16 protein-coding genes are annotated in these 25,167 nt (G+C 35.9%); all 16 read left to right on the top strand.

Annotated features, from left to right (window positions below):
• Position 1 precedes the first annotated feature (1 nt).
• The 16 genes from COD11_RS09805 to COD11_RS09730 all read left to right on the top strand — a co-directional run bounded on the left by COD11_RS09805 (position 2) and on the right by COD11_RS09730 (position 25,012).
• Positions 2 to 1,771 carry a cache domain-containing sensor histidine kinase gene (locus tag COD11_RS09805; protein ID WP_098796577.1) on the top strand — a complete coding sequence of 590 codons (1,770 nt, stop codon included), beginning with the start codon at positions 2 to 4 and terminating at the stop codon, positions 1,769 to 1,771.
• Positions 1,764 to 3,302, top strand: a complete 1,539-nt coding sequence (locus COD11_RS27855) for a response regulator transcription factor (protein ID WP_176551035.1) — start codon at positions 1,764 to 1,766, stop codon at positions 3,300 to 3,302. The genes COD11_RS09805 and COD11_RS27855 overlap by 8 nt, the downstream gene beginning before the upstream one ends.
• 278 nt (positions 3,303 to 3,580) lie before the next feature.
• Positions 3,581 to 4,888 carry an ABC transporter substrate-binding protein gene (locus tag COD11_RS09795; RefSeq protein ID WP_098796575.1) on the top strand — a complete coding sequence of 436 codons (1,308 nt, stop codon included), beginning with the start codon at positions 3,581 to 3,583 and terminating at the stop codon, positions 4,886 to 4,888.
• Between the two features lie 85 nt (positions 4,889 to 4,973).
• Entirely contained in the window at positions 4,974 to 5,873 is a 900-nt protein-coding gene (locus COD11_RS09790) for a carbohydrate ABC transporter permease (protein WP_098796574.1), read from the top strand.
• 65 nt (positions 5,874 to 5,938) lie between these two features.
• Positions 5,939 to 6,772: a carbohydrate ABC transporter permease gene (locus COD11_RS09785; RefSeq protein ID WP_098796633.1), complete on the top strand. Its 834-nt coding sequence runs from the start codon at positions 5,939 to 5,941 to the stop codon at positions 6,770 to 6,772.
• A 64-nt stretch (positions 6,773 to 6,836) separates the two neighbouring features.
• Positions 6,837 to 7,505, top strand: coding sequence for a YesL family protein (locus COD11_RS09780; protein WP_176551034.1), 669 nt, complete (start codon positions 6,837 to 6,839; stop codon positions 7,503 to 7,505).
• Between the two features lie 167 nt (positions 7,506 to 7,672).
• Positions 7,673 to 8,968 carry an ABC transporter substrate-binding protein gene (locus COD11_RS09775; protein WP_098796572.1) on the top strand — a complete coding sequence of 432 codons (1,296 nt, stop codon included), beginning with the start codon at positions 7,673 to 7,675 and terminating at the stop codon, positions 8,966 to 8,968.
• Positions 8,969 to 8,986: 18 nt separating this feature from the next.
• Positions 8,987 to 10,021 (top strand): glycoside hydrolase family 88/105 protein, encoded by a 1,035-nt coding sequence (locus COD11_RS09770; RefSeq protein WP_098796571.1) that lies wholly within the window; start codon positions 8,987 to 8,989, stop codon positions 10,019 to 10,021.
• 33 nt (positions 10,022 to 10,054) lie between these two features.
• The gene (locus tag COD11_RS09765; RefSeq protein ID WP_483296284.1) at positions 10,055 to 10,732 is read left to right on the top strand and encodes a rhamnogalacturonan acetylesterase; all 678 of its coding nucleotides are present in this window, start codon (positions 10,055 to 10,057) and stop codon (positions 10,730 to 10,732) included.
• A 112-nt stretch (positions 10,733 to 10,844) separates the two neighbouring features.
• Positions 10,845 to 12,830: a beta-galactosidase gene (locus tag COD11_RS09760; RefSeq protein ID WP_098796569.1), complete on the top strand. Its 1,986-nt coding sequence runs from the start codon at positions 10,845 to 10,847 to the stop codon at positions 12,828 to 12,830.
• A gap of 32 nt (positions 12,831 to 12,862) precedes the next feature.
• Complete coding sequence (locus tag COD11_RS09755; protein WP_098796568.1) at positions 12,863 to 14,236, top strand: family 4 glycosyl hydrolase; 1,374 nt, start codon at positions 12,863 to 12,865, stop codon at positions 14,234 to 14,236.
• A gap of 1 nt (position 14,237) precedes the next feature.
• A complete protein-coding gene (locus COD11_RS09750; protein ID WP_098796567.1) occupies positions 14,238 to 16,289 on the top strand; it encodes a glycosyl hydrolase 115 family protein in 2,052 nt (683 codons plus the stop codon).
• A 541-nt stretch (positions 16,290 to 16,830) separates the two neighbouring features.
• Complete coding sequence (locus COD11_RS09745; protein WP_098796566.1) at positions 16,831 to 19,395, top strand: rhamnogalacturonan lyase; 2,565 nt, start codon at positions 16,831 to 16,833, stop codon at positions 19,393 to 19,395.
• 302 nt (positions 19,396 to 19,697) lie between these two features.
• Positions 19,698 to 21,266: an arabinan endo-1,5-alpha-L-arabinosidase AbnB gene (gene abnB / locus COD11_RS09740; RefSeq protein ID WP_098796565.1), complete on the top strand. Its 1,569-nt coding sequence runs from the start codon at positions 19,698 to 19,700 to the stop codon at positions 21,264 to 21,266.
• Positions 21,267 to 21,364: 98 nt separating this feature from the next.
• Positions 21,365 to 22,648, top strand: coding sequence for a glycoside hydrolase family 27 protein (locus tag COD11_RS09735; RefSeq protein WP_098796564.1), 1,284 nt, complete (start codon positions 21,365 to 21,367; stop codon positions 22,646 to 22,648).
• Positions 22,649 to 22,732: 84 nt separating this feature from the next.
• On the top strand, positions 22,733 to 25,012 hold the full coding sequence (locus COD11_RS09730) for a glycoside hydrolase family 127 protein (protein ID WP_098796563.1): 2,280 nt from the start codon (positions 22,733 to 22,735) through the stop codon (positions 25,010 to 25,012).
• Positions 25,013 to 25,167: the final 155 nt, after the last annotated feature.

Raw genomic sequence — 25,167 nt, 5'->3', positions numbered from 1 at the left:
TATGAGGAACTTAAACCGAAGTATTTCAACCAGATATAAAAATTTAAGAATTAAGTATAAATTAATTGTCTTTATTTCTATTTTATTAATTGTTTGTTTAACGTTTATTATCATTGGATTTCAATATGCATTTAATAGCTATGATGAACAAATTTACCGTAAATCTTCACAAGTTTTAATTATGTCTTCTAATAGAATAGAAGATGAACTAAAGAATATTGAAGAAGTTACTTATAAAATTATGGGTGATGATGTTATTCAAAACGCATTGCTTCGTTCAAAGGACAATAGCTTAACAAAGTATGATCAATATCAAATAGAAAAAGAAATTTGGGAAACTCTTACTAGCTATATAGGTTCCGAGAAGTATATCCAATCCATCCATCTTTTTGACCGTTTTGGGAAGGAATATCGTGCTGGAGGAGTACCCTCCCGGAATTTATATGATCATAAAGATGAAATGATCATAAAGGCGGAAAAAGGAAATGGAAGTAATGTATGGATTTCACTAGAAGGCTCAAAAAATTCTATTTTTTCTACGAGACAGCTAAAATCCTATGAAAATCTAAGTCTTGAAAAGCTCGGAACATTAGTAATTGATGTTAAGTTACACGAGATTGTTAAAGAGCTGCCAAAAGAATGGGAAGATCAAGAGGGTTATATTGCGATCTCAGAAGGAGATGAAATTTTCTTTTCAGAAGGAAATTCTACTAATGTTGATAAGCTAGACTTTACAGCTAGTGATAAACAAGGATATCAAATTCAAAATGTATATGGAAGAAGCTTTTTTGTTACCTATTCAAAATCTCCATATGCAAATTGGACATATTGGAATGTCTTGCCCTTTGGAACCATGTTCGCAAAGGTTACGATGATTAAGTTTCTTGTTATTTTTTTATTCTTAGCGATTTCTATTTCTTCTATTTATTTAGTTATTAGATTTTCTAAACGAATTACGAATCCAATTGAAAACTTAGTTTCAGCGATGAAGTTCGTTCAAAAAGGAGATTTTAAACTAACAGAAAACTTTACACCCTCACAATATCAGGATGAGGTTGGAATGTTACACCGAAATTTCTTTGTAATGATTGAACGGATTAATCAGCTAATTAATGAAAATTATGAAAAACAATTATTAATAAAAGATACTGAATTTAAAGCATTGCAATCACAGATTAATCCTCATTTCTTGTATAACACACTAGAATCTATTAACTGGCTGGCAAAAGTAAATCAGCAGCATCAAATATCCAAAATGGTTGAATCTTTAGGATATTTATTAAGAAACGCCATTAGTTTAAAAGATGATGTAATAACAGTGGAGCAAGAAGTAGAGATGGTTGAACACTATGTGACTATTCAAAAGTTTCGTTTTGAAGAGCGATTGGAATTTTCATTAGTAATGGACGATAAAGTGAAAAATGCTAAGCTACCAAAGTTGATTTTGCAGCCACTTGTTGAAAATGCCATTCATTATGCGCTGGAAATGATGATAGAGCCATGTGAAATTTGTTTGTTAGCATTCAAAGAAGGAGATAAGCTCCGTCTGGTCGTTGAGGATAATGGACCTGGTATGGATGAGCAGCAACTCGAATTAGTTAAAAAAGGAGAAATAAAGACTAGAGGAAATGGAATCGGCTTACGTAATATAGACTCTAGAATTAAATTTGTTTTTGGCACTGAGTATGGTCTGCAAATTGATAGTGAGGTAAACAAAGGGACAAAGGTATGCATCGTTATTCCATATCAAACGAGGTGGGATTATGTATAGGGTGTTATTAGTTGATGATGAGAGAATTATTTTAGAGGGAATTTCAAGGATCATCAACTGGGGGGAATTGGGAACAAGTTTAATTGGTACAGCCAGAAATGGTTTGGAAGCCTATGACTTTATCATGAAAGAACAACCTGACATCGTGATATGTGATATTAAAATGCCAGGAATGAACGGACTTCAATTAGTAGAAAAAATGGCAGTAGAAAAACCTTCCATAAAGTTTATTATCTTATCAGGCTTTAATGAATTTAACTATGCCAAACAAGCAATGGAATATGGAGTCAAGCATTATTTATTAAAACCATGTAATGAAAATAGTATTATGGATGCTTTGAACAAAGTGATTGATGAACTGAAAATAGATGCAAAGAGAGAGCAATTTCTATTAGAAACAAAAAGTCGTCTCGATCAAGTACAGCCCTATGTAAAAAAACAATTACTAAAAGAGTTTATCACTAGCAAGTTTGACAGCAATAGAGGAATACATTTTTATGAAAAACTATTAAGAGTGAATTTCGAAGAAGAGTTTATAAGGTTAATTATCTTTCGTATAGAGGGTGATTATCATTATGAGCATATGTTTGTCATTGAAAACCTGGGTGAAGATCTTTTTTCAGAATCAGTCTTATCAACGAGTATAGGGGAATATGTTCTTTTTCTTGTGAATGAGGAGGAGTTTAATAATCTTCAGGAGAAGATTGAGCAATTAAGAGAACATTTCTTTGATATTTATAAAATGGATATGACAGTGGCTATAAGTGAGGTTGATTGTATTACACAAGTAAGAAGACTTTACTTAGAAGCACTCGAATGCCTGGGACATAGATTTTATTTAGGTGAAGGAAGCATTATTACAAAAAATGATATTAAACATGAGAATATAATAAATGACTATGAATATGATGGTCAAAGTTTATGTTTGTTTATAAAATCAGGAAATTTAGAAAAAGTGGAAAGTGAAATTTCTCAATTTTTCGCTGAGTTAACAGAGAGTAGATTAACAATTAGTTTAGTGCGTTCTTATGTGATGCAGATTTTTTTAGTGATGATTCAGCAATCAGACTCAGTGAGCATGCAAAAATATATGGATAAAATGTCTGTATTAGTAGATATGGATACAATCCAGCAAATGAAACATTTCTTTCTTTCTACCGCAAAAGAAATTACACAAGGTTACTATGAAAGACATAAATCAAATCATTCGGCTGTTATTCATAGGATGATTGATCTTGTAGAAGAGAATATTGGAAATACAGAGATGTCCCTAAAGTGGGTGGCAAATAAGGTTTATATGAATGCAGACTATTTAGGTAAACTGTTTAAGCAGGAAACAGGGCAGAAGTTTTCAAGCTATGTTACACAAGAACGAATTAAGAAGGCAATCGAACAGATTCAATTGATGGACGATGTAAAGGTATTTGCAATTGCAGAGATGATCGGATTCGGTGATAATCCGCAATACTTTAGTCAGGTGTTTAAGAAGTTTACAGGATACTCTCCGTCTGAATATAAAAAAGTAAATTAATAGATTTGGGTAAAAGGGCTGTCTCTTTGAGTAGACAGTCCTTTTTGTACTATCAAAGTTTATGTTTTTATGGATGATAGTATAAGAAAAACTAAGGCTTTCGCCATTATGACTTGGCGATAAGCCAAGTTTTTCTAATTTGAAAAAGTAGTCAGAATTCACTGTTTTTTAAACACTCTTATCTGTTTTTTACATTTTAATAGTTTGATAAACCCTATAAAATAAAGGTTGTAAGCGTTAACAAAGATTTCAAAAAAAGAATACAAGGGGGATGTTAAATGAAGAAGTGGTTGGCAATTTTCATGTCGGTTTTTATGGTATTTACATTAGCTGCTTGTAGCGGTAGTACTTCTGGTGAATCTTCTTCAGATTCAGGTTCAAAATCAGATGGTGGTGAAGATGAAGAAGTAACACTTCGTATTGCATGGTGGGGATCTGAACCTCGACATGATTACACTCTAAAAGTAATCGAAATGTTTGAGAAAGAAAACCCAGGTATTAAGATTCAAGCAGAATATGCAAGTTGGGATGATTATTGGAAGAAGTTAGCACCTCAGGCATCTGCACAACAATTACCTGATATTATTCAAATGGATCTTTCTTACTTTTCACAGTACGCTGAAAATGGACAGTTAGCTGATTTATCACCTTATGTTGGAAATCAAATTGATACAACGAATTTTACGGACAATTATATCAATGGTGGAAAACTTGATGACAAGTTATATGGCTTTAACTTAGGGGTTAACGTTGTTGGTTTCCATTATGATGAAGAATTATTAAAGAAAGCTGGAGTCGATTCTTTAGCTGAAGATTGGACTTGGGATGATTACAAAGAATTAGCAGCAAAAGCGAAAGATGCTGGAATATTTGTTGATACTACAATGAAATCGGACGTATTCTTTAACTACTATTTAAGAACTCAAGGGAAATCATTATTTGGTAAAGATGGTGCATCATTAGGATATGATGATGATCAAATGTTCATTGACTTCTTTACGATGGCTTCAGATACAGTGAAAGATGGTGCAGCACCTACTCCTGACTACTTAGCTCAGTTAAAAGGTCTTGAAGATGATCCAGTAGTAAAACAAGAAGCAATTGGTATTTGGCAATGGTCAAATCAATTCGTAGGATTACAGCAAGTTGCAAACAGACCACTAAAAATTCAAAACATGCCGGGGCCTAACACAAGTGATGGATTATATTTGAAACCAAGTATGTTTTGGTCTGTTGCTGAAAACTCCGAGCATAAAGAAGCAGCAGCTAAATTTATTGACTTCTTCGTAAACAATGAGGAAGCAAACAAATTAATCTTAGGTGACCGTGGTATCCCAGGTTCATCAGTGGTGAAAGAAGCTCTTAAACCAGTACTTTCTCCTGAACAAGTTCAAGTGTTTGATAGTGTTGAATGGGCTGAACAAAACAGCTCGGCATTTGATGGTCCAGATCCAGTTGGAGCAGGTGAAATCATTGAGATGCTCGACAGTTTATCTGAACAAATGAATTATGGTCAGTTAAAAGTAGAAGATGCAGCTAAACAATTTAGACAGCAAGCAGAAAGCATTTTAGCTCAAAATAAATAGTGCTTAATGACCTGATAGCTGATCAATTGTACGATCAGCTATCAGTCTTACTGCCAATTCAGTTCTGGAGAAAGGAAATGATTCTATGAGTGCACGCGCTATGAAGCAAAGTGTAAAAGGCTATTTATTTATCAGTCCCTTTATCATTGGGTTTTTAGCGTTTACGTTTATCCCAATCTTAACCTCATTATATTTTTCTTTTACAAAATATAATTTGTTTGCTCCACCAACGTGGATTGGGCTTGAAAACTATAAAAAAATGTTTACAGCCGATCCAAGATACTGGCAATCTCTTAAAGTGACTCTTATCTATGTATTTGCAGGTGTTCCGCTACGTTTAGGATTCGCTCTTTTAATTGCCATGATCTTAAATACAGCATCAAGAGCAGTTGGTTTATATCGTTCATTATTTTATTTACCCTCTTTAATAGGTGGTAGTGTAGCGGTAGCAATCATGTGGCGAAATATATTTGGTGATGAGGGAATTGTTAACTTACTTTTAGGCTTTTTAGGTATTCCCGATGTTCGTTGGTTTGGAGATCCTACAGCTGCACTGTGGATGTTAATTTTATTATCTGTATGGCAGTTTGGATCATCGATGTTAATTTTCTTAGCTGGATTAAAAAGCATTCCAGTAACATATTACGAGGCTGCAAGCGTAGATGGTGCAAGCCATTGGCAAAAGTTTACGAAAATCACTCTGCCTATGCTAAGTCCAGTTATACTGTTTAACACAATCATGCAAACAATTGCTGCATTTATGACATTTGTACCTGCCTTTATTATTTCAAAAGGTACTGGTGGTCCGTTAGATGGTACACTTCTTTACTCACTCTATCTTTTCATTCAAGGCTTCGAATTCTTTAATATGGGGTATGCATCTGCGATGGCCTGGGTGATGTTAATTATTGTTGGACTATTAACTGCACTCATATTTTTCTCATCGAAGTATTGGGTTCACTATGAATCTGAGGGAGGGAAATAATCTTTATGGAAACAAATACGAATGTAAAAACAGTCCCTCAAACAAAAGGGATTTCAGTTCCTAAGATGAAAAAACCAAAATGGTGGATTTATCATATCTTGGTTGGCGGATTTGCTTTGTTAATGCTTTATCCTGTTATTTGGCTGTTAATGAGCTCCTTTAAACCAAGTGAAACAATCTTTGTAACAGCAAAATCTTTAATTCCTGATCCTTGGATCTTAACAAATTTTAGTCAAGGCTGGGAAGGAATCGGTGGTAATTCGTTTGGCGTTTTTATTAAAAACACAGTAGTACTTGTTATTTTAACGATGATTGGTCAAGTCATATCATCTGCTTTTATCGCGTTTGGCTTCGCTAGACTGGAGTTTGTAGGGAAAAACTTTTGGTTTGCGATTATGATGGTCACATTAATGCTACCTTATGAGGTTGTTATGATTCCGCAATACATTATTTTTTCTAAATTAGGTTGGCTTGATTCGATTAAGCCGATTGCTGTACCAGCCTATTTCGGACATCCGTTTTTCATTTTTCTCTTAGTCCAATTTATCAGGACTATCCCAAGAGAGCTTGATGAAGCAGCTACAATTGATGGGTGTAGTACATTTAAAATTTTTTATAAGATTATCCTTCCGTTAATTAGACCAGCTTTGGCTACAGCAGCAATCTTCTCGTTTTATTGGACTTGGGATAATTTATTAGGACCGGTTTTATATTTAAATAGCCCTGATAAATATACAGTTTCTATGGCATTAAATATGTTTTTAAGTAATGAAACAGTTTCAAACTGGGGTGCCATGTTTGCAATGTCTATTGTCACATTAATACCGGTATTCGTTGTTTTTTTCTTATTCCAAAGACATGTTGTGGAAGGAATCAGTACAAGTGGATTAAAGGGTTAAGCTTAAGAGCTAACCCTCTAACACTCTTTGTGGAAAAATTAAAAAGGGAATGGAGCGGATTAGAATGGAGACTCATGGATTTTTAGGTGGTGTTCATAATGTGTTGGAATGGATTTCAAGATTGGCGCTATTAAATATTTTATGGATCTTCTTTTCTATCCTTGGATTAGGAATTTTTGGTTTTTTTCCTGCGACAGCTGCTATGTTTTCGGTTGTGAGAAGGTGGTCATTACGAGAAATGAACTTTTCTATCTCTTCAACATTTTGGAAGGCGTATAAAAAAGAGTTTATAAAAAGTAATATTCTTGGAATGATTCTTACATTGATAGGTATTGTGCTAATAATTGATGTGTATTATCTGAAACAGGCTTCTTCATTCATACAACAGCTATTATCCGTTCCTTTTTTAATTCTTTCTATTTTATTTGTATGCATGTTGCTATATGTTTTTCCAATGTATGTGCATTATGAAATGAAGGTCCTGCAGGTTCTAAAAAACTCGTTTTTTGTTATGATCATGAATCCATTATCAACTTTAATGATGCTAGTGTGTGGAGCAGGCTTGATGATCTTGCTTTCTTTTGCTCCACCATTACTTCTAATATGCAGTGGAAATTTAGTAGCTCTTCTAATAACAAGGCCTGCAATGAATGCTTTTCAGAAAATCAATGATAAGCAACAAGAGCGCATAGTACAAAATGGAAAGAGGCAGGAATTAATCAATCAGGAATAATTGGTTCTTTTTCAAGTAGACCTACTTAATGTAAATGCTTACAATTATAATAGGTTTTCTTCATATTACTCTGATTTTTAAACATTCTTCTCTAGAAATTACATTAAAAGTAGATAGAAAACCTATTAAACTATTTTGTGTAAACACTTACAAAAAAGGTGGTCTTTATGAAAAAGTATTTGTTTTTTACCCTGACCCTTATAGTGATGTTTACCCTCACTTCTTGCAACTCAGAGGAGCAATCGCAAAGAGATGTAATGGAGGAAGAGGATATTACGATTAAAGTAGCATGGTGGGGAGGTCAGCCAAGACATGAATATACAACTAAAATTATTGAAATGTTTGAAGCTGAACATCCAAACATTAATATTGAACCGGAGTTTGCAAACTGGGATGACTATTGGAATAATTTAGAGCCGATGGCCGCGGGGAATCAACTTCCAGATGTGCTTCAGATGGATATGGCTTTTTTGTCTCAATATGGTGAGAAAGGCTTACTAGAAGATTTATCTCCATATGTCGAAAAGGGGATCATTGACGTTTCTTCCATTGATAAAAGCATAGTAAACAGCGGTAAGATAGGTGACAAATTATTCGGATTTACAATAGGGATCAATGTTTTATCTGTTATTTCTAATGACATATTAATGAATATAGCAGGCGTCACGATTGATGAAGATAGTTGGACTTGGGATGATATGGAGCAGATTGCAGTGGATATAAAGAAAACAGCAGGAGTTTATGGATCTAATGGGATGCATCCACCAGATATTTTCTTTCCATATTATTTAAGAACAAAAGGAGAGCAATTCTATAATAATGAAGGAACAGCGCTTGCTTATTCTGATGATCAATTGTTTATTGATTATTTTTATAGACAACTAAGGTTAATTGATGAAGGTGCATTTCCTACCCCGGATGAGGTGGTCGCTGCGGGAAGAACGATGGAAACAGATTTTATCGTAACAGGAAGTACAGCAATCACCTGGAATTACTCCAATCAATATGCTAGCTTTGATCCGTTAACAAATGCACCGTTAACGCTTCACTTGCCACCTGAACATCTTGAAAATAAGGCATTATTCTTAAAACCAAGTATGCTATTTTCTGTTCCAAAAAGTTCAAAGCATAAAGAAGAAGCAGCAAAATTTATTCATTATTTCGTTTCTAATGTAGAAGCCAATAAGTTAATGAAGGGTGAACGAGGAGTGCCGGTTTCATCAAAAGTATCTGAAGCCATTAAACCAGTTCTTACTGAAGGGGAAATGAAGATTCTAAACTATGTAGAGAAAGCAAAATCAATGACAGATGAATTTTACCCACCAGATCCAGTAGGAAGCTCACAGGTAATGAAGGTGTTGAAAGATATTTCTGATGAGATTTTATTTAGGAAGATAACACCTGAAGAAGGAGCAAAGAAATTTAGAAAGCAAGCTAACGAAATTCTACAAAATAATCAATAGTCAACGGAGGGGTTTTACATGCCAAAACTACAATTTGAGGAAGCTGAAATAACTGAATTACTAGATAGAGTTGTCAAACGTACATTTGAAATGGATTTTAGCTGGGATTGGCCCGGAGGTGTTGCTTTTTATGGTGTAGCAGCAGCCTATGAAGCAACAGAAAAACAAGAATATATTGATCTATTAAAAAATTGGGTTGATGAATGGCTTGAAGATGGTTTGCCTAAACTTTCTATAAATGGAGTGTCGATCGGTCATTGTCTTATTACTTTGTACAATGTAACAGAAGATGAAAAATATTTAACTGTTATAAAAGAAATGGCAGAGTACCTTCAACATGATGCGCCACGTTTTGCTGATGGAATCTTTCAACATACAGTAAATTCAGTAAAGCATGTTTTTCCAGAACAGGCTTGGGTGGATACGATGATGATGGCAGGTTTATTTCTACTAAGAGTTGGTCGATTGCTAGACCGAGAAGATTACTTTAGAGATGGATTAAAACAATATCATGGTCATGAAGATTTTCTGCAAGATTCTCTTACAAATCTTTATTATCATGGCTGGGACAATATTGCAAAAAATCATATGTCATCAATCTATTGGGCTCGTGGTAATGGGTGGGCAGCTTTAACGATGGCGAAAGCATTAGAGTTAGTTGATGTTCAAGATCCTTCTTACATGATTATTGACTGCTCGTTACGAGATCAATTAAGTGCGTTAGTGAGACTTCAAGCTGAAAACGGGTTATGGCGTACAATCGTTGATGATCCTTCGTCGTACTATGAAATTTCGGGTTCATCAGCCATTGCAGCGGCACTTCTTACTAGAGGAAGTCTTTATAATAAGTATATTCAAAAATCGATCGAGGGTATTGTCAACGAAATTGAAGAAGATGGAAAGGTCTCAAAGGTTTCAGCTGGAACAGCCGTTATGAATGATGCAGAAGGATATAAAAATGTACCATATAAGCGTATTCAAGGTTGGGGCCAAGGGTTAACACTCGTCTTTTTAGCAGAATTAGTAAAAAGTAATAAAAAGGTATATTGCTAATGAAATGAAATGTCAGGGAGGAGGGTTGAAAAAGTGACTGTTGATAAACAAACGATTTATATAGCAGGAGATTCCACTGCTGCTAATTGTCCTGAGGCAGAGGCACCAATGGCTGGCTGGGGACAATTATTTCATACCTTCTTTATAGACAATATTAGAATTCAAAACGAAGCAATGGGAGGAAGAAGCTCTAATAGTTTTATAGAAGAAGGTAGACTTCAAGCTATTTTGGAGCAAATGAAACCAAATGACTATTTATTTATTCAATTTGGTCATAACGATCAAAAGTCATATGGAACAGAACCATATACCTCTTATCAAGAGCATTTAGCTCAATATATTCTTGGGGCTCGGGAGAAGAAAGCGATTCCTATTTTACTAACTTCTGTCCAACGACGTACATTTACCGAAGACGGAAAAATTGAGAATACATTAGGAGAATATCCCGAGGCAATGAGGCAATTAGCAGCAAGGTTAGATGTACCTTTAATCGATATGTGGGCAAAAACAAAAGAATTATACGAACGTTTTGGGATAGAGGATTCTAAAAGATTATTCACTATTTTGCTACCAAATGTTCATCATAATTATCCAAACGGGATTGAAGATAACACCCATTTTAGCGAAGTCGGAGCACTAGAAATTGGGAAGTTGGTTATAGAAGGCATAAAGGAGCTTCAATTGCCTGTTGTTTCTCATTTAAAACAATAATTTTAAACCACGTTTTCGTGGTTTTTCCTTTTTAGAGATGATGAATTAAGAAGAAATAGATCACACCAGTCTAAGTAAGAAGAAAAAATTCTTATAGTAGGAGTTCGGTAGAATGAGAAAAAAATTATATCATGGTGCAGCGTATTATCCTGAATTATGGAATGAAGAAACAATTGAAGAAGATGTAAAGCTGATGGTTGAAGCAGGGATTAACGTTGTTAGAATGGGTGAGTTTGCTTGGTCTTCGATGGAAAAGGAAGAGGGAAAGATTGAGCTTGATTTTTTTGTGAATGTCATAGAGAAGCTTAATGAGCATGGAATTGAGACTGTGATGTGTACCCCAACTCCGACACCACCTATCTGGTTAACTCACAATCATCCAGAGCGGATGTTTGTTGATGGAAATGGTCGTGTGATGGGACATGGATCACGTCAGCATATCTGTACTAATAATGCTCACTTCCGTGAAAAAGCTGCAATTATTACTGAGGAAATTGCAAAGGCAGTTAGCCATCTTCCTGGGTTAATCGCATGGCAGCTTGATAATGAATTTAAATGCCATGTTAGTGAGTGTATGTGTGAAACTTGCAGAGAATTGTGGCATCAATGGTTGGAAGAGCGGTATGGAACAATTGATAATCTGAATGATGCATGGGGTACTCATATTTGGAGTCAATATTATCATCGATTTGATCAAGTTCCTCAACCTATTGCAACACCGTTTCTTCATAACTCATCTCTGAAAACGATGTATCAGCTCTTTTCATATGAAAAAATAGCAGAATTTTCTGATGAACAAGCGACCATTATCCGAAAATATTCACAAGCACCTATTACCCATAACAGTACGACATTTTTTCATGTTAATAATGAGAGATTATATGAAAACCTCGATTTTGCATCGTTTGATACGTATGCAGAGAGGAAAAATTTTCATTCATATCTATTTAATTGTGATTTATGGAGAAATTTTAAATCCGGTCGAGATTATTGGATTATGGAAACAAGCCCTTCACACAGTGCATCACTTGAGAGTCACGCAGCTCCGCATCAAAATGGTTATTTAAAGGCTGAAGCAGTTGCAGCTTATGCTTTAGGAGGAGAAGCATTTTGCTATTGGCTTTGGAGACAACAGCGAACTGGCTGTGAACAACCACATGGATCGGTAATCAGTGCATGGGGAAAACCAACTGTTGGGTTTGAAAATGTAAAAGAGGTTGAAGCAGTTAGGAAGGATATCCAATCTATTATATTAGCTTCTACACCTTTACAAGCAGAAGTAGCCATAACTTATTCAGATGTGGCGAAGGCCTTCTTAAAAACAGAGCCACATGCTGGTTTAGATTATCGGTCACTTGTAATTGATTTTTACGAAAAAATACTGTCAGCAGGCTTTCATCGAGATCTTATACCTGAGAATGCTAGTTTGAGGGGTTATAAGTTATTATTCACCCCTTTCATCCATTACCTATCAGAAGACTATTTAAATAAAGCAACCACATTTGTTGAAAATGGAGGGATTTGGATTGTTGGTCCTCTTACAGGGGGAAGAACAGCTCACCACACAATTCATACTAATGCAGCATTAGGTCCATTAGAGGAGCAAGCAGGTGTTGAAACATTATATACGTATCCAATGGATGGGACAGAGTCTAAAGGAGATTTTATGGGATTGGTAGCTCCTTTAAGCATATGGAGCTCAGTTTTTGAACCGAAAAAAGCAGAAATAGTAGGTAGAATACAAGACGGAATCTCAGAAGGTCATGCTTTTATCACTGAACGCAAGCGTGGTAAAGGGAAAATAGTGATGCTTGGTTCATTACCAATTGGTGATGAAGGAGATATTTTACTGAAGAAATGTTTAACTCATTATGCGGAAGAAGCTAGTGTTTTAGTGAAAACAGATGTTTCAGAAGGAACAATTGTCGCACCAAGAGCGGGGAAAATGGATGAAGTCATTTGGGTAATTGTTAATATGGATGGCAAGGGAGGAGCTGTTACCCTTCCAACCGCTGGAAAAGATGCAATAACAGGAAGAATAGTTTCTAAGGGGAAATGCGTCATAGGTCCATATGAACACAAAGTGATTCAATTTTAACAACAAATATATGCAAAGGGGATAAGGGAAATATGACAAATCTACATTCACTTAAAATTGCTTATATCGGTGGAGGTTCAAAGAGCTGGGCACGAAGTTTGATGAATGATCTAGCATTAGAAAGTAGAATATCAGGCACTGTGAGTCTTTATGATCTAAATTATGATGCAGCTGTTCAAAACGCAAAAATAGGAAATCAAATTTCACAGCTTGAAGAAGCAAAGAGTAATTGGAAATATGAAGCTGTTTCGACCATGGAAGAAGCACTGTCTGAAAGTGATTTTGTTATTATATCAATTTTACCTGGTTCTTTTGAGGAGATGGCATCTGATGTTCATACCCCTGAAAAATATGGTGTTTATCAATCTGTTGGCGATACAGTCGGACCTGGTGGATTCGTCAGGGCACTTCGAACAATACCAATGTACGTTGAAATAGCAAATTCTATTAAGCAACATGCGAAAGATGCATGGGTAATTAATTATACGAACCCAATGTCACTTTGTACTCGTACACTTTACGAGGTGTTTCCTGAAATTAAAGCATTTGGTTGCTGTCATGAAGTATTTGAAACCCAAAATCTTTTAGCGGAGGTAGTAAAAGAATTTTTAAACGAAGAGGTAGCGCAGCGTTCAGACATTAAAGTAAATGTTCTTGGAATCAATCATTTTACATGGGTGAATCAAGCAAGCTATCAAAATATTGACTTAATACCATATTATCAGCAGTTTGCAGAAAAGTATGCTGAAACGGGCTTTGAAAAAGAAGAAGGAAGCTGGAAGAACAGTGTTTTTTCATCATGCCAGAGAGTGAAATTTGATTTGTTTAAAAAATATGGGGTTATAGCAGCTGCTGGTGATCGTCATTTAGCTGAATTTATGCCACCTATTTATTTAAAAGATCCAGAAACAGTTTCTTCCTGGAAGTTTCATCTAACATCCGTTGATTTTCGTAAGGAGAATTTAATAAAGAGAATCAGTGAGAATGAGGAGTTAGCTGAAGGGAATCAGAAGTTTGAGATATATTCTTCAGGAGAAGAAGGGGTTAAGATTATTTTAGCATTGTTAGGAGTTGAAGAAGTTGTCACGAACGTAAATTATCCTAATAAAGGCCAAATTGAAGGGTTACCTATAGGGGCGATTGTAGAAACAAATGCATTATTCCGCAATAACACAGTTCAACCTGTGTTTGCAGGGAAGCTTCCGCTAGATATTCACAATATGGTTCACCGTCATGTGTTAAATCAAGAGTCTACTTTGCAGGCTGCTTTGACAAAAGATAAACAGCTGGCATTGAATACATTTGTGAACGAGCCGTTGCTAACAGTTAGTCGCGAAGAAGCGGAGGAACTGTTTGATGAGATGCTAAAAAACACGAAGGATTATTTACCAGGGTGGGCTATTTAAAGTGGAACAGTCTATGATTGAAGGTACATCCTTTTTATTCAGTAAAGAAACTTGTTTTGAATATGATGGTCCAAAACTCGAAAGTATTGAGTGTTTTTTAAATGTGTTGACTCGAGATAAAAACAAAGTATTTCGAGCAGAAACTGGTGAGGAACAAACGACCATTTTATTCAAACTCAATGAAAAGAATCATGACAACCTAAACGAAGAGCAGTTCTCTATTCAGTTTTCTGATGACTTGACACAAATGAGCGTCATTTCTGCAGATGAATTAGGAATAATCTATGCTATCCTTCATATAAGTGAAGCATATCTTGGTGTTGATAAGTTTTGGTTTTGGAATGATTGTGAACCTTCACCAAAAGCAAACGTTAAGATAAGAGCTGTTCCGTATTTATCAGAAGTGGCAAAGGTTAGATTCAGGGGCTGGTTTATCAATGATGAAGTCCTTATTTCAACGTGGAAATATCAACAATCCAACACGTACGTATGGGAAATGGCTTTTGAGGCATTGATAAGATGCAAAGGAAATATGGTCATTCCCGGAACTGACATTCAAAATCCTCTCTATAAAGATATTGCCAGGAAGATGGGGCTTTGGATCACACATCACCATGCAGAGCCCCTAGGAGCTCATATGTTTTCTAGGGTATATCCTGATAAAAATCCTTCTTATAGTGAGAATGGTGATTTATTTAAGGAATTATGGAAGGATGCAATTATCCAGCAGCAAAATGATAAGGTCATCTGGAATATCGGCTTTAGAGGGCAGGGTGATCGTCCTTTCTGGGCTGATGATCCTACGTTTGATACAGACGAGAAGCGAGGAGCACTCATTTCTAAGATTATGAGCGATCAATACGAATTGATTGCTCAATATCAAAAGGATCCAATTTGCTGTGTGAATTTATACGGTGAGATAACAGAATTATACAAAAAAGGATTGCTAGAATTACCGCCGGGAGTGATAAAAATATGGGCTGACAGCGGATATGGGAAAATGGTGTCTAGAAGACAAGGAAATCATAATCCTAGAATCCCTTCTATTCCCGAACAGAATGATCTAGGTCCTCATGGCATTTACTATCATGTAACCTTTTATGATCTGCAAGCTTCAAACCATTTAACGATGCTACCTAACACTACAGCTTTTGTTAATAGTGAGTTAGGTGAGGTATTTGATTCTCAGATGTGTGAATTTTTAATTGTGAACTGTGGGAATATTAGACCTCATATCTATTTTCTCGATTTCGTTAGCCGCATGTGGAATAAAGGTAGAGTGGATAGTGGTGCATTTTTAGACGAATTTGCTACTAGATATTATCCTGCCTATAGTGATGAAATGAGTCGGAATATAAATGACTATTTCGATGCTATTATTCAGTACGGACTTGCTGATGATGAACGGGCTGGGGAGCAATTTTATCATTTTACAATTCGTAACCTTGCTCATCAATGGATTATTTCTCACGGAAAACAGAGTGGTAAAAATTTATGGTGGGCCACAGGAGAAATTGATATAAAAGAGCAATTTGAATGGTTTAAGCAAAAGGTAGAGTCAAAACTTTCTGAGTGGGACACGTTAACTAAAAATGTTAACCAACTAGTAAAAGAGGCAGATTGTATAGAACAAAAAAGAATCAATGATCAGTTCCTTATTCAAGTGCTTATTCATAAAAATGGCTGCTTTGCACTCTACTATTTTTCTAGAGCATTTGAAATGTTTCAAGAAAAAGAGTATCGAGAGGCTTATTTACTTCTTCATCAGGCGATAGAAGAAATAAAAGAAACAATGAACATCATGCAAGAGCCCATGAATGAGAAGTGGGTTGGATTTTACGATAATGATTGTTTAACAAATGTGATGTTAACTTTATATACGTTAGAAACAGTTCAAAGAAATATAAGGATGTATGGCGATGGACCATCATTTTACAACTGGGAAAAGGAATATCTAACAAATCCTGAGGAAAAAAAGGTTATGCTCCTAACGAATAAGACAAAGCAATTAATGGATGAAGTATTAGGTAGTAAGCTGTTAGAAAGATCATAATTGATCGAAATTAGGCGCTTCACCTCTTTTGAGAGTGAGCGTCTTTTTTGTTTTTGTAAGAGAACAAAATCTGACAAACTTCGGAAAGTGGCAGGCACCTAGTACATATTTACCTCTTATAAAAAATACTAGGTACATACGAATCACTTATAAAAAAATCATAGTTTTTTATCGTTATCATCACTGTTTTTTATACGTTTAACCCTGTTATTTACATGTTTTCTCTATAGTATTTGCATTACACTGTAAGAGATTTAACGATTAGTAAGTCCAATAATGTAAGGGGTTACATTATTGGACTCACTTCTAATGAGGAGGTGTGAAGGTAAGGTAGGTTTTGTCGAATTGGTTAGTTGATTTCGTGTAACAACTATCGTTAAAAATTGAGTGAGAGTTATTCGCAGAGCAAAAGTTTTGTTGTAATGATATCAAATAATAAACCTGATTAACATCCTATTATATTCATACTTAACTCATTCGTAATCATCTTGCCTCAATTACAACACACTTATTCTATTAATTATCGAAAGGTGATGGAAAAATGAGGAAACGTTCTATTACAAATAAACTATTAACGTTATCACTGGCAACACCCCTCCTTTTAACAGGATTACAAAGTGATGCCTCAGCTGCATCTTCACAGGCAAATAAACATGTTTCTCAAAGTAACGGGGTTCAACTAGAGTACCTTGATAGAGGACTGGTTGCCGCAAATACATCACAAGGAATCTTTTTAAGCTGGCGCCTTTTAGGAACTGAAGTTGACGGATACTCGGAGAACGGTTTAACTGGAGTCAACTTTAATGTTTACCGAGATGGGAAAAAAATAGCAACAGTAAAAGATAGTACGAATTTTGTAGACGAAGCCGGTTTATCATCTTCTAAATATTATGTAAAAGCTGTTCAGGATGGAAAGGAAATTGATCAAAGTGCAGAAGCAACACCTTGGAGCCAAGGCTATGTTGATTTAAAACTTCAAAAGCCAGCAGATGGAGTTACTCCTAGTGGAGAATCCTATTCTTATACGGCAAATGATATGAGTGTTGGTGATGTTGATGGTGACGGACAATACGAATTTTTTGTGAAATGGGATCCAACAAATTCAAAAGATGTTTCACAAAAGGGGTATACAGGTAATACCTATATAGATTGTTATACGATGGATGGGACTTTGCTATATCGTATCGATTTAGGTGTTAACATTCGTTCAGGAGCTCATTACACACAGTTTTTAGTTTACGATTTTGATGGAGACGGTAAGTCTGAATTAATGTTTAAAACAGCTCCAGGTACGAAAGTGATTAAGTATGATAAAAATGGAAAAGTAAAATCTGAGAAATTTATTACAATGTTAAAAGAAGATCAAAAAGCCGGTTATAGCAACTCAGATGATTACAGAATGAGTAGTGAAGACTATTATAATCACGTAGTAGAGATGTTTAAAAATTGGCATAACCATGAAGAAGTTGTAAATGGTAATTGGCCTATAACGTTGGAAGAATGCTTTGGAATTGAGAAGCAATATGATTATCCGCTTTCTACAGAGGATGCTCAAAGTTTAGCAGACTATTTTATTGATGAATACGCTCCTAGTAGGAGTTCTCGTAACGATTTAAGAGACTTTGAAGGTTTTATTGTAAAAGGTCCTGAATATTTAAGTGTTTTCAATGGTGAAACAGGAGATGAAATGGAAACCATTCGTTACAAATATGAACGCCATGATGATGGACTTATGTGGGGCGATTACGCAATGTCACGCATCGAGCCTGGAAATCGGGTTGATCGCTTTTTAGCGGGAGTTGCTTATTTGGATGGGAAAAATCCAGCAGCTATTTTCTCACGAGGTTATTATACAAGAGCAACAATGGTTTCATATACTTGGGATGGAAAGCACCTTAAAGAAGAATGGGATGTTGATAGTGGTTGGACACCAATGACAAATCCGTTTAATGATGGACCACATGGACGTCTAGGTACGAGTGAGGAGTATGGTACCTTAACAACACAAGGTGCACATTCTTTAAGTACAGCAGATGTAGATGGAGATGGCAAACAAGAAATTATCTATGGCTCATCTACAATCGATCATGATGGTTCACTATTATATAGCTCTAGTGATGTCATGCCAGAAGAAAGTGCAACTCCAGGAGTAACAGCAGGCCTAGGTCACGGTGATGCACTACATGTTGCAGATATTGATCCAAACCGAGATGGACTAGAGATCTTTATGGTTCATGAAGGTGGACGATATGCGCCGTATGGCTATGCGTTAAGAGATGCTAAAACTGGTGAAGTTATTTATGGCGGTTATACTGGTAAAGATACCGGCCGAGGGATGGTTGGAGATGTTAATCCAGAGCAACCAGGTTTGGAAACTTGGGCTGTTGGTCTATGGACCGCAGATGGAACAAAGATTAATGAAAAAGCCCCTGGAACAAATATGAATATCAAGTGGGCTGCTGATATGACAACTCAAATTATTAATGGAGCTATTGAAAATACACCAACGATAGGCGATTGGCAAAAGGGAACAGTGCTAACAGCTTCTGGAACAAGAACAAATAATTACACGAAAGGAAATCCATCTTTAGTTGCAGATATTTTCGGGGATTGGAGAGAAGAACTTCTTGTCCGAACAGAAGATAGCCAGTTAATTCGAATTTACTTAAGTACAGAGGTGACAGATCGCAAGCTTCACACGCTCATGCATGACCCACAATATCGGACTGGAATCGCGTGGCAAAATGTTGGTTATAATCAACCTTCTTATACAAGCTATTATTTCGCTTCGGATACAAACTGGGAAGATGTTTCTGTGCCAGAGATAAAGCTACCAGGTGAATTAAATGAGCTAAATCACACTCTGAATCTTTTTATTGAAAACGGAGAAGTAAATGGATCAGTTGAAGCACAATTAAAAAATTCGTTAAAACAAGCTCAACATCATGCAGAGAAAGGCTCTTACAAAAAAGGTATTCAGTTTATCGAAAAGTTTATTAAACAACTAGATCATAGAAAGAAGAAAGATCATATTACTGAAAATGCTAAATCAACTTTAAAAAATCAAGCAGAACTGATTATCGAGAATTGGCAGGAACTAAAATAAATAATTAAATAGACACTTCAGTTCTTCCGGCAGCAAGTATACTTAGTTAATGAGAAGAAGCTTCAATCTTTACATAAGGATTGAAGCTTCTTTATCGTTTATCTTGTACATACGAATTATCAAAATTGATTGACATGTACGTATATGTATAATATGATTAAAATGATATTGAGAAGCGCTTACATAAAAGGCTGTTAAGCTAATTTCTATCCTATAGTTAACCTGTTTCGAAAAGTGGAAAGATAAGCATGTTCATACAAGATGATGAAACTTCATTATAAGAGGAGAGGAGAAGGGGGAGAATGAAAAGGTCTGTTTATCAAAGATTTTTAGTGTTATTTTGTGCAGTTGGTTTTGTTATATCAGGAACTGCCATTACCTCAGATCATAAAGTTCAGGCAAACGAAATTCCTGTTTTTGAAGAAGTTTCTGTACATGATCCTTCTGTATTAAGGGTAGATGACACTTATTATATATTTGGATCTCATTTAGCTGCGGCAAAAACAAAAGACTTTATGAAATGGGAGCAAATCTCATCAGAAGTTAATCCTGCAAATCCTTTATTTGAAAACGTAGTGGAGGAATTGAAAGAAACGTTTGAATGGTCACAATCAGATACATTGTGGGCTGCGGATGTTATTCAGCTTGAGGATGGTAAGTTCTACATGTACTACAATGCGTGTAAAGGAGATTCTCCACGATCAGCACTTGGAGTGGCGGTTGCTGATTCAGTAGAAGGACCTTATAAAGATTTAGGAATTATTCTTAAATCAGGTATGTGGGACGAAGAAAGTGAAGATGGCACAATTTACGATGCAACAGTCCATCCAAATACAGTTGATCCTGATACATTTTTTGATAAGGATGGAAGGCTGTGGATGACATATGGCTCTTATTCAGGAGGAATTTTCATTCTAAAAATGGATCCAAAAACGGGTAAGCCTTTTCCAGATCAAGGTTATGGTAAGAAATTGCTTGGAGGAAATCACAGTAGAATAGAAGCTTCATATATTCAATACAGCAAAGAAACAGACTATTATTATATGTATTTATCATTTGGCGGCCTTGATGCAATTGGGGGCTATAACATGCGTGTTGTTAGGTCAGAAAACCCAGATGGACCATATGTGGATGCAGAAGGAAATGACATGATTCATGCCAAAGCGGATCCATCACTTCCATTATTTGATGATGCGTCAATTGAGCCTTATGGTGTGAAGTTAATGGGAAACTTTTTATTTGAAAGTAAAGAAGGTGAAATTGGAACTGGATATATTTCACCAGGCCATAATTCTGTTTATTATGATGAAAAAAAGGGGGAGCAATATCTAATTTTCCATACTCGTTTCCCAGAAAGAGGAGAACAACATGAGGTGCGCGTGCACAAAATGTATATGAATTCTCAAGGCTGGCCGGTTGTTTCCCCTTATCGCTATGCTGGGGAAGAGTTAGAAACAGTAAAAAAATCAGAGCTTAACGGTGATTATCATTTTATTAACCATGGTAAAGACATTAGTTCAGAAATGAAAGAATCAGTTTCTATTCGTCTAAATAAGGATGGCACGATTACTGGTGGAGTTGAAGGTACATGGAAATTAGATGGTGAGCATGAGGTGGCATTGCATCTTGATGGTAAAACGTATAACGGAGTATTTGTTCGTCAATGGGAGCAAGCATCAGAGAGTTATATAATGACTTTCACTGCACAATCATCTGAGGGGATTTCAATTTGGGGAAGCAAATTAGCCAATGAAAATTCACCAGTTTCTGCTATGAATTCTTTATATCTAGTATTGTTTGGTGGGTTAGTTTTAGGTTTGAGCATTGGCTTATTTATCTTTTGGAAAAGGAAAAAGAATATAACAAACTAATAGTCTGCTCCTTTTAGTTTTTACAATATTAAATATAAGTATAACTTCGGTATCAGGACTTTACAAAGAATAGCCAATTTAGAAAGGAAGGATGAAAATTGAAGCATCATCAATATGCTTTAACGCCACCAATGGGCTGGAATAGTTGGGATTGTTACGGTGCTACAGTAAGAGAAGATGAAGTGAAAGGAAACGCAGATTACATGGCAAAGCATCTGCTTCAGCATGGCTGGGAGTATGTTGTGGTGGACATTCAATGGTCAGAGCCTGGAGCTGTTTCTTCTGCTTATCGTCCGTTTGTTCCGTTAGAAATGGATGAATATTCAAGGTTAGTGCCGGCGGTTAATCGGTTTCCATCTGCTGAGAATGGGAACGGCTTTAAACCGTTAGCAGATTACATACACAATCTTGGTTTGAAATTTGGTATCCACATTATGAGAGGTATTCCTCGACAAGCTGTTCATCAAAATACAAAAATACTTGGTAGTAATAAAACAGCAAGGGAGATTGCAAGGCCTAACTCTATTTGTCCATGGAATACAGACATGTATGGTATAGACGAAACAAAAGAAGGTGCGCAAGAATACTATGATTCCCTGTTTAAGCTTTATGCTGAGTGGGAAGTGGATTTTGTTAAGGTAGATGATATTGCCGATTCGAAACTCTACGGAGCACATACTGAAGAGATAAAAATGATTAGAAAAGCGATCGATCGTTGCGGGCGACCAATGGTGTTAAGTTTATCACCTGGACCCGCTCCATTAGAGCATGCAAGCTTATTAGAAGAAAATGCAAATATGTGGAGAATGACAGATGATTTTTGGGACCTTTGGGAGCTTCTCTATAACATGTTTGATCGATGCTATAAATGGAGTAAAAATAGTGGTCCAGGATTTTGGCCAGACGCCGACATGTTGCCACTAGGACATATTGGTATTCGTTCTGTGGATGGTGGAGCAAGTGACCGATTTACAAGATTTACAAAAGACGAGCAAATCACGATGATGACGCTTTGGTCAATTTTTCGCTCTCCACTGATGTTTGGTGGAGAATTAAGAGATAACGATGAATGGACACTGTCTCTACTTACAAATGAAGAAGTACTGAAGATGCATAGAACAAGTCATAGTGCCCGACAGGTATATCGCAAACATGACAAAGTTGTATGGACTGCAGAAGGTAATAACGAAATCTATGTGGCACTCTTTAATATATCTGATAGAAAACAAACTGTTTCTGTATCACTTGGCGAACTACAAGTTTCCAAGGAGGAAGTTCAACCAAGAGATTTATGGAGTGAAAAGCAGTTAGCATCCGTTAACAGTGAGATTCGGTATGATTTATCGCCTCATGCATCAATACTTTTAAAAATAGACAAATAGAGTATTAGTCTCATTTAAGGTTATTGTTTTTTTATTTGTTACCAGAAAAGTTCTATTAAAAAACGTATAAAGAGGTGACGTTTAATGAGTAATGTTAGGCTTTTAGATGGTATTTTTAAAGATTCAGAAAGAATTGGAAAAGAGTTCCTCCTTTCTTTAGATGTAGATCGACTTGTTGCGTCTTGTTATGTTGCCGCTTCATTAACTCCCAAGAAACCTCGCTATGGTGGATGGGAAACAATGGGGATTAGCGGTCATTCGATTGGACATTGGCTATCAGCTGCTGCAACAATGTATTCGGTTACTAGAGATGAAAAATTAAAAGAAAAACTAGATTACGCTGTAGATGAACTTGCCTATGTTCAATCACAGGATCCCTATGGATATGTTAGTGGTTTCCCAAGAGATTGCTATGATCGAGTCTTTGCAGGCGGGGATTTTGAAGTATCGCATTTTAGCTTAGGGAATTCATGGGTGCCGTGGTACAGCATCCACAAAATATATGCAGGTCTTATCGATGCGTACAACATTTGTCAAAATCAGAAGGCACTAGAAGTTGTGCTAAAACTTGCAAATTGGGCCAAACAAGGAACAGATAACTTAACAGATGGAGAATTTCAAAGAATGTTAATTTGTGAGCATGGCGGAATGAATGAAGCAATGGCAGATCTTTATTTAATTACTAGTAACAAAGATTACCTTGATCTTGCCGTTAGATTCTGTCATAAAGCTATTCTAGATCCATTATCAAAAGGAATTGATGAACTAGAAGGAAAACACGCAAATACACAAATTCCAAAAGTAATTGGTGCTGCAAAACTATATGAAATCACAGGAGAAGCATATTATCGAGATGCTTCGTTATTCTTTTGGGAGCAAGTCACAGAAAACCGCTCATATGTAATAGGTGGGAATTCCAAAAATGAACATTTTGGTATTGAAAACTCTGAGGAGCTTGGTATAACAACAACCGAAACATGTAATACCTATAATATGATGAAGCTTACTGAGCATTTATATAAATGGACTCATCAATCAAAATATATGGATTATTATGAAAGAGCGTTATATAACCATATTCTAGCATCACAGGATCCAGAAACAGGAATGAAAACCTACTTTGTGTCAACTCAACCAGGTCATTTTAAAGTTTATTGTTCCCATGATGATTCTTTCTGGTGTTGTACTGGGACTGGAATGGAAAATCCTGCAAGATATACTAGAAGCATTTATCATCAGACTGAAAATCAATTGTTTGTAAACTTATTTATTGCCTCTGAAATACATCTAGTAGAAAAAAATATATCAATTAAACAAGAAACAACATTTCCTGAAGCCCCTATATCAAAGTTAACGATCGTAGAAGCAAAAGATGAGTTGTTGACGTTTCAAATTCGTGTACCATATTGGATATCTGGTGAGCTAACTGCGGCTATCAATAGTAAACAAACAATTGCTAGAGCGGATAAAGGATATCTTGAAGTAAGCGGCTGTTGGAATGATGGAGATGTAATTGAACTGTTTATTCCAATGAATTTGCATTCATACAAATCGAAAGATGAAGAAACAAAGGTAGCTTTTATGTACGGTCCTATCGTTCTTGCGGGAGCTCTAGGAACAGAAAGGTTCCCTATGAGTGATATTCTAGATGACCATTTAAAGCTTAATAATCACCCCTTGATCGATGTCCCAACTCTAGTAACGAGTGAAAAAGATTTAACAAAAGTGATCAAGCCACTCGAAGGCTCCTCATTATGTTTTGAAACAGAGGCTATCGGACAACCAGGGAATCTTAAGATGACACTTATCCCTTTTTATGCTCTTCATCATCAGAGGTATACGTTGTACTGGGATGTAATGGACAACGAAAAATATGTTGAGTTTTTAAACAAAGAACAAAGTGAAACAGAGAAACTAGAAAGTATCACAATAGATGCTGTCCAACCAAATGAACAACAGCCGGAAGTGGATCATGCTATCAAAACAGTAAACTCCCATTCAGGCTATTTAAACCTTGTTCATAGAGGCTTTCGAGATAGTCGTGATAATGGGTATTTTAGCTACGAATTAGCTGTTGATCCTGAAATTGAGATGTACTTGCATGTTACTTACTTTGGAGGAGATCGAGTTTTACATCTAGATGGTAAAGCTTATGAAAGGGATTTTCATATATTGATAGAGGGGGAAGAACTTGTACGACAAACACTTAAAGGTCAAAAGTCTGATAAACTTTTTGCTGTTGTATATCCTATCCCCTTTTCATTAACAGAAGGAAAAGAAAAGATTGAAGTGAGATTTGTTTCAACTGAAGGAAAAATAGCAGGTGGTATATATGGCGTAAGAATGATTAATAAACCATTATAATCTGATGGAAAAGGACTGGTTTTGGCTACAAATGTCAAAGATACCAGTCCTTTTTATAACTACCCATACAATTAACCATACAAAAGAAGAATAAATTATTGTTTCATTTCAAATTTGTACGTTTATGTTGTATAATAAAATTAGTTGTACGAATA

It is taken from the genome of Bacillus sp. AFS040349 (assembly GCF_002577655.1).
In the GTDB taxonomy this organism is placed as follows: Bacteria; Bacillota; Bacilli; order Bacillales; family Bacillaceae; genus Metabacillus.
Note: the sequence above shows the minus strand (reverse complement) of the source record. Positions and strands in the feature narration are given on the sequence as shown.

Coding starts and splice junctions, on each gene's coding strand:
- COD11_RS09775 (WP_098796572.1), top strand. CDS start 7,673: ATGAAAAAGTATTTGTTTTTTACCCTGACCCTTATAGTGATGTTTACC.
- abnB (WP_098796565.1), top strand. CDS start 19,698: ATGAAAAGGTCTGTTTATCAAAGATTTTTAGTGTTATTTTGTGCAGTT.
- COD11_RS09730 (WP_098796563.1), top strand. CDS start 22,733: ATGAGTAATGTTAGGCTTTTAGATGGTATTTTTAAAGATTCAGAAAGA.
- COD11_RS09790 (WP_098796574.1), top strand. CDS start 4,974: ATGAGTGCACGCGCTATGAAGCAAAGTGTAAAAGGCTATTTATTTATC.
- COD11_RS09755 (WP_098796568.1), top strand. CDS start 12,863: ATGACAAATCTACATTCACTTAAAATTGCTTATATCGGTGGAGGTTCA.
- COD11_RS09760 (WP_098796569.1), top strand. CDS start 10,845: ATGAGAAAAAAATTATATCATGGTGCAGCGTATTATCCTGAATTATGG.
- COD11_RS09745 (WP_098796566.1), top strand. CDS start 16,831: ATGAGGAAACGTTCTATTACAAATAAACTATTAACGTTATCACTGGCA.
- COD11_RS09780 (WP_176551034.1), top strand. CDS start 6,837: ATGGAGACTCATGGATTTTTAGGTGGTGTTCATAATGTGTTGGAATGG.
- COD11_RS09805 (WP_098796577.1), top strand. CDS start 2: ATGAGGAACTTAAACCGAAGTATTTCAACCAGATATAAAAATTTAAGA.
- COD11_RS27855 (WP_176551035.1), top strand. CDS start 1,764: ATGTATAGGGTGTTATTAGTTGATGATGAGAGAATTATTTTAGAGGGA.
- COD11_RS09770 (WP_098796571.1), top strand. CDS start 8,987: ATGCCAAAACTACAATTTGAGGAAGCTGAAATAACTGAATTACTAGAT.
- COD11_RS09795 (WP_098796575.1), top strand. CDS start 3,581: ATGAAGAAGTGGTTGGCAATTTTCATGTCGGTTTTTATGGTATTTACA.
- COD11_RS09785 (WP_098796633.1), top strand. CDS start 5,939: ATGAAAAAACCAAAATGGTGGATTTATCATATCTTGGTTGGCGGATTT.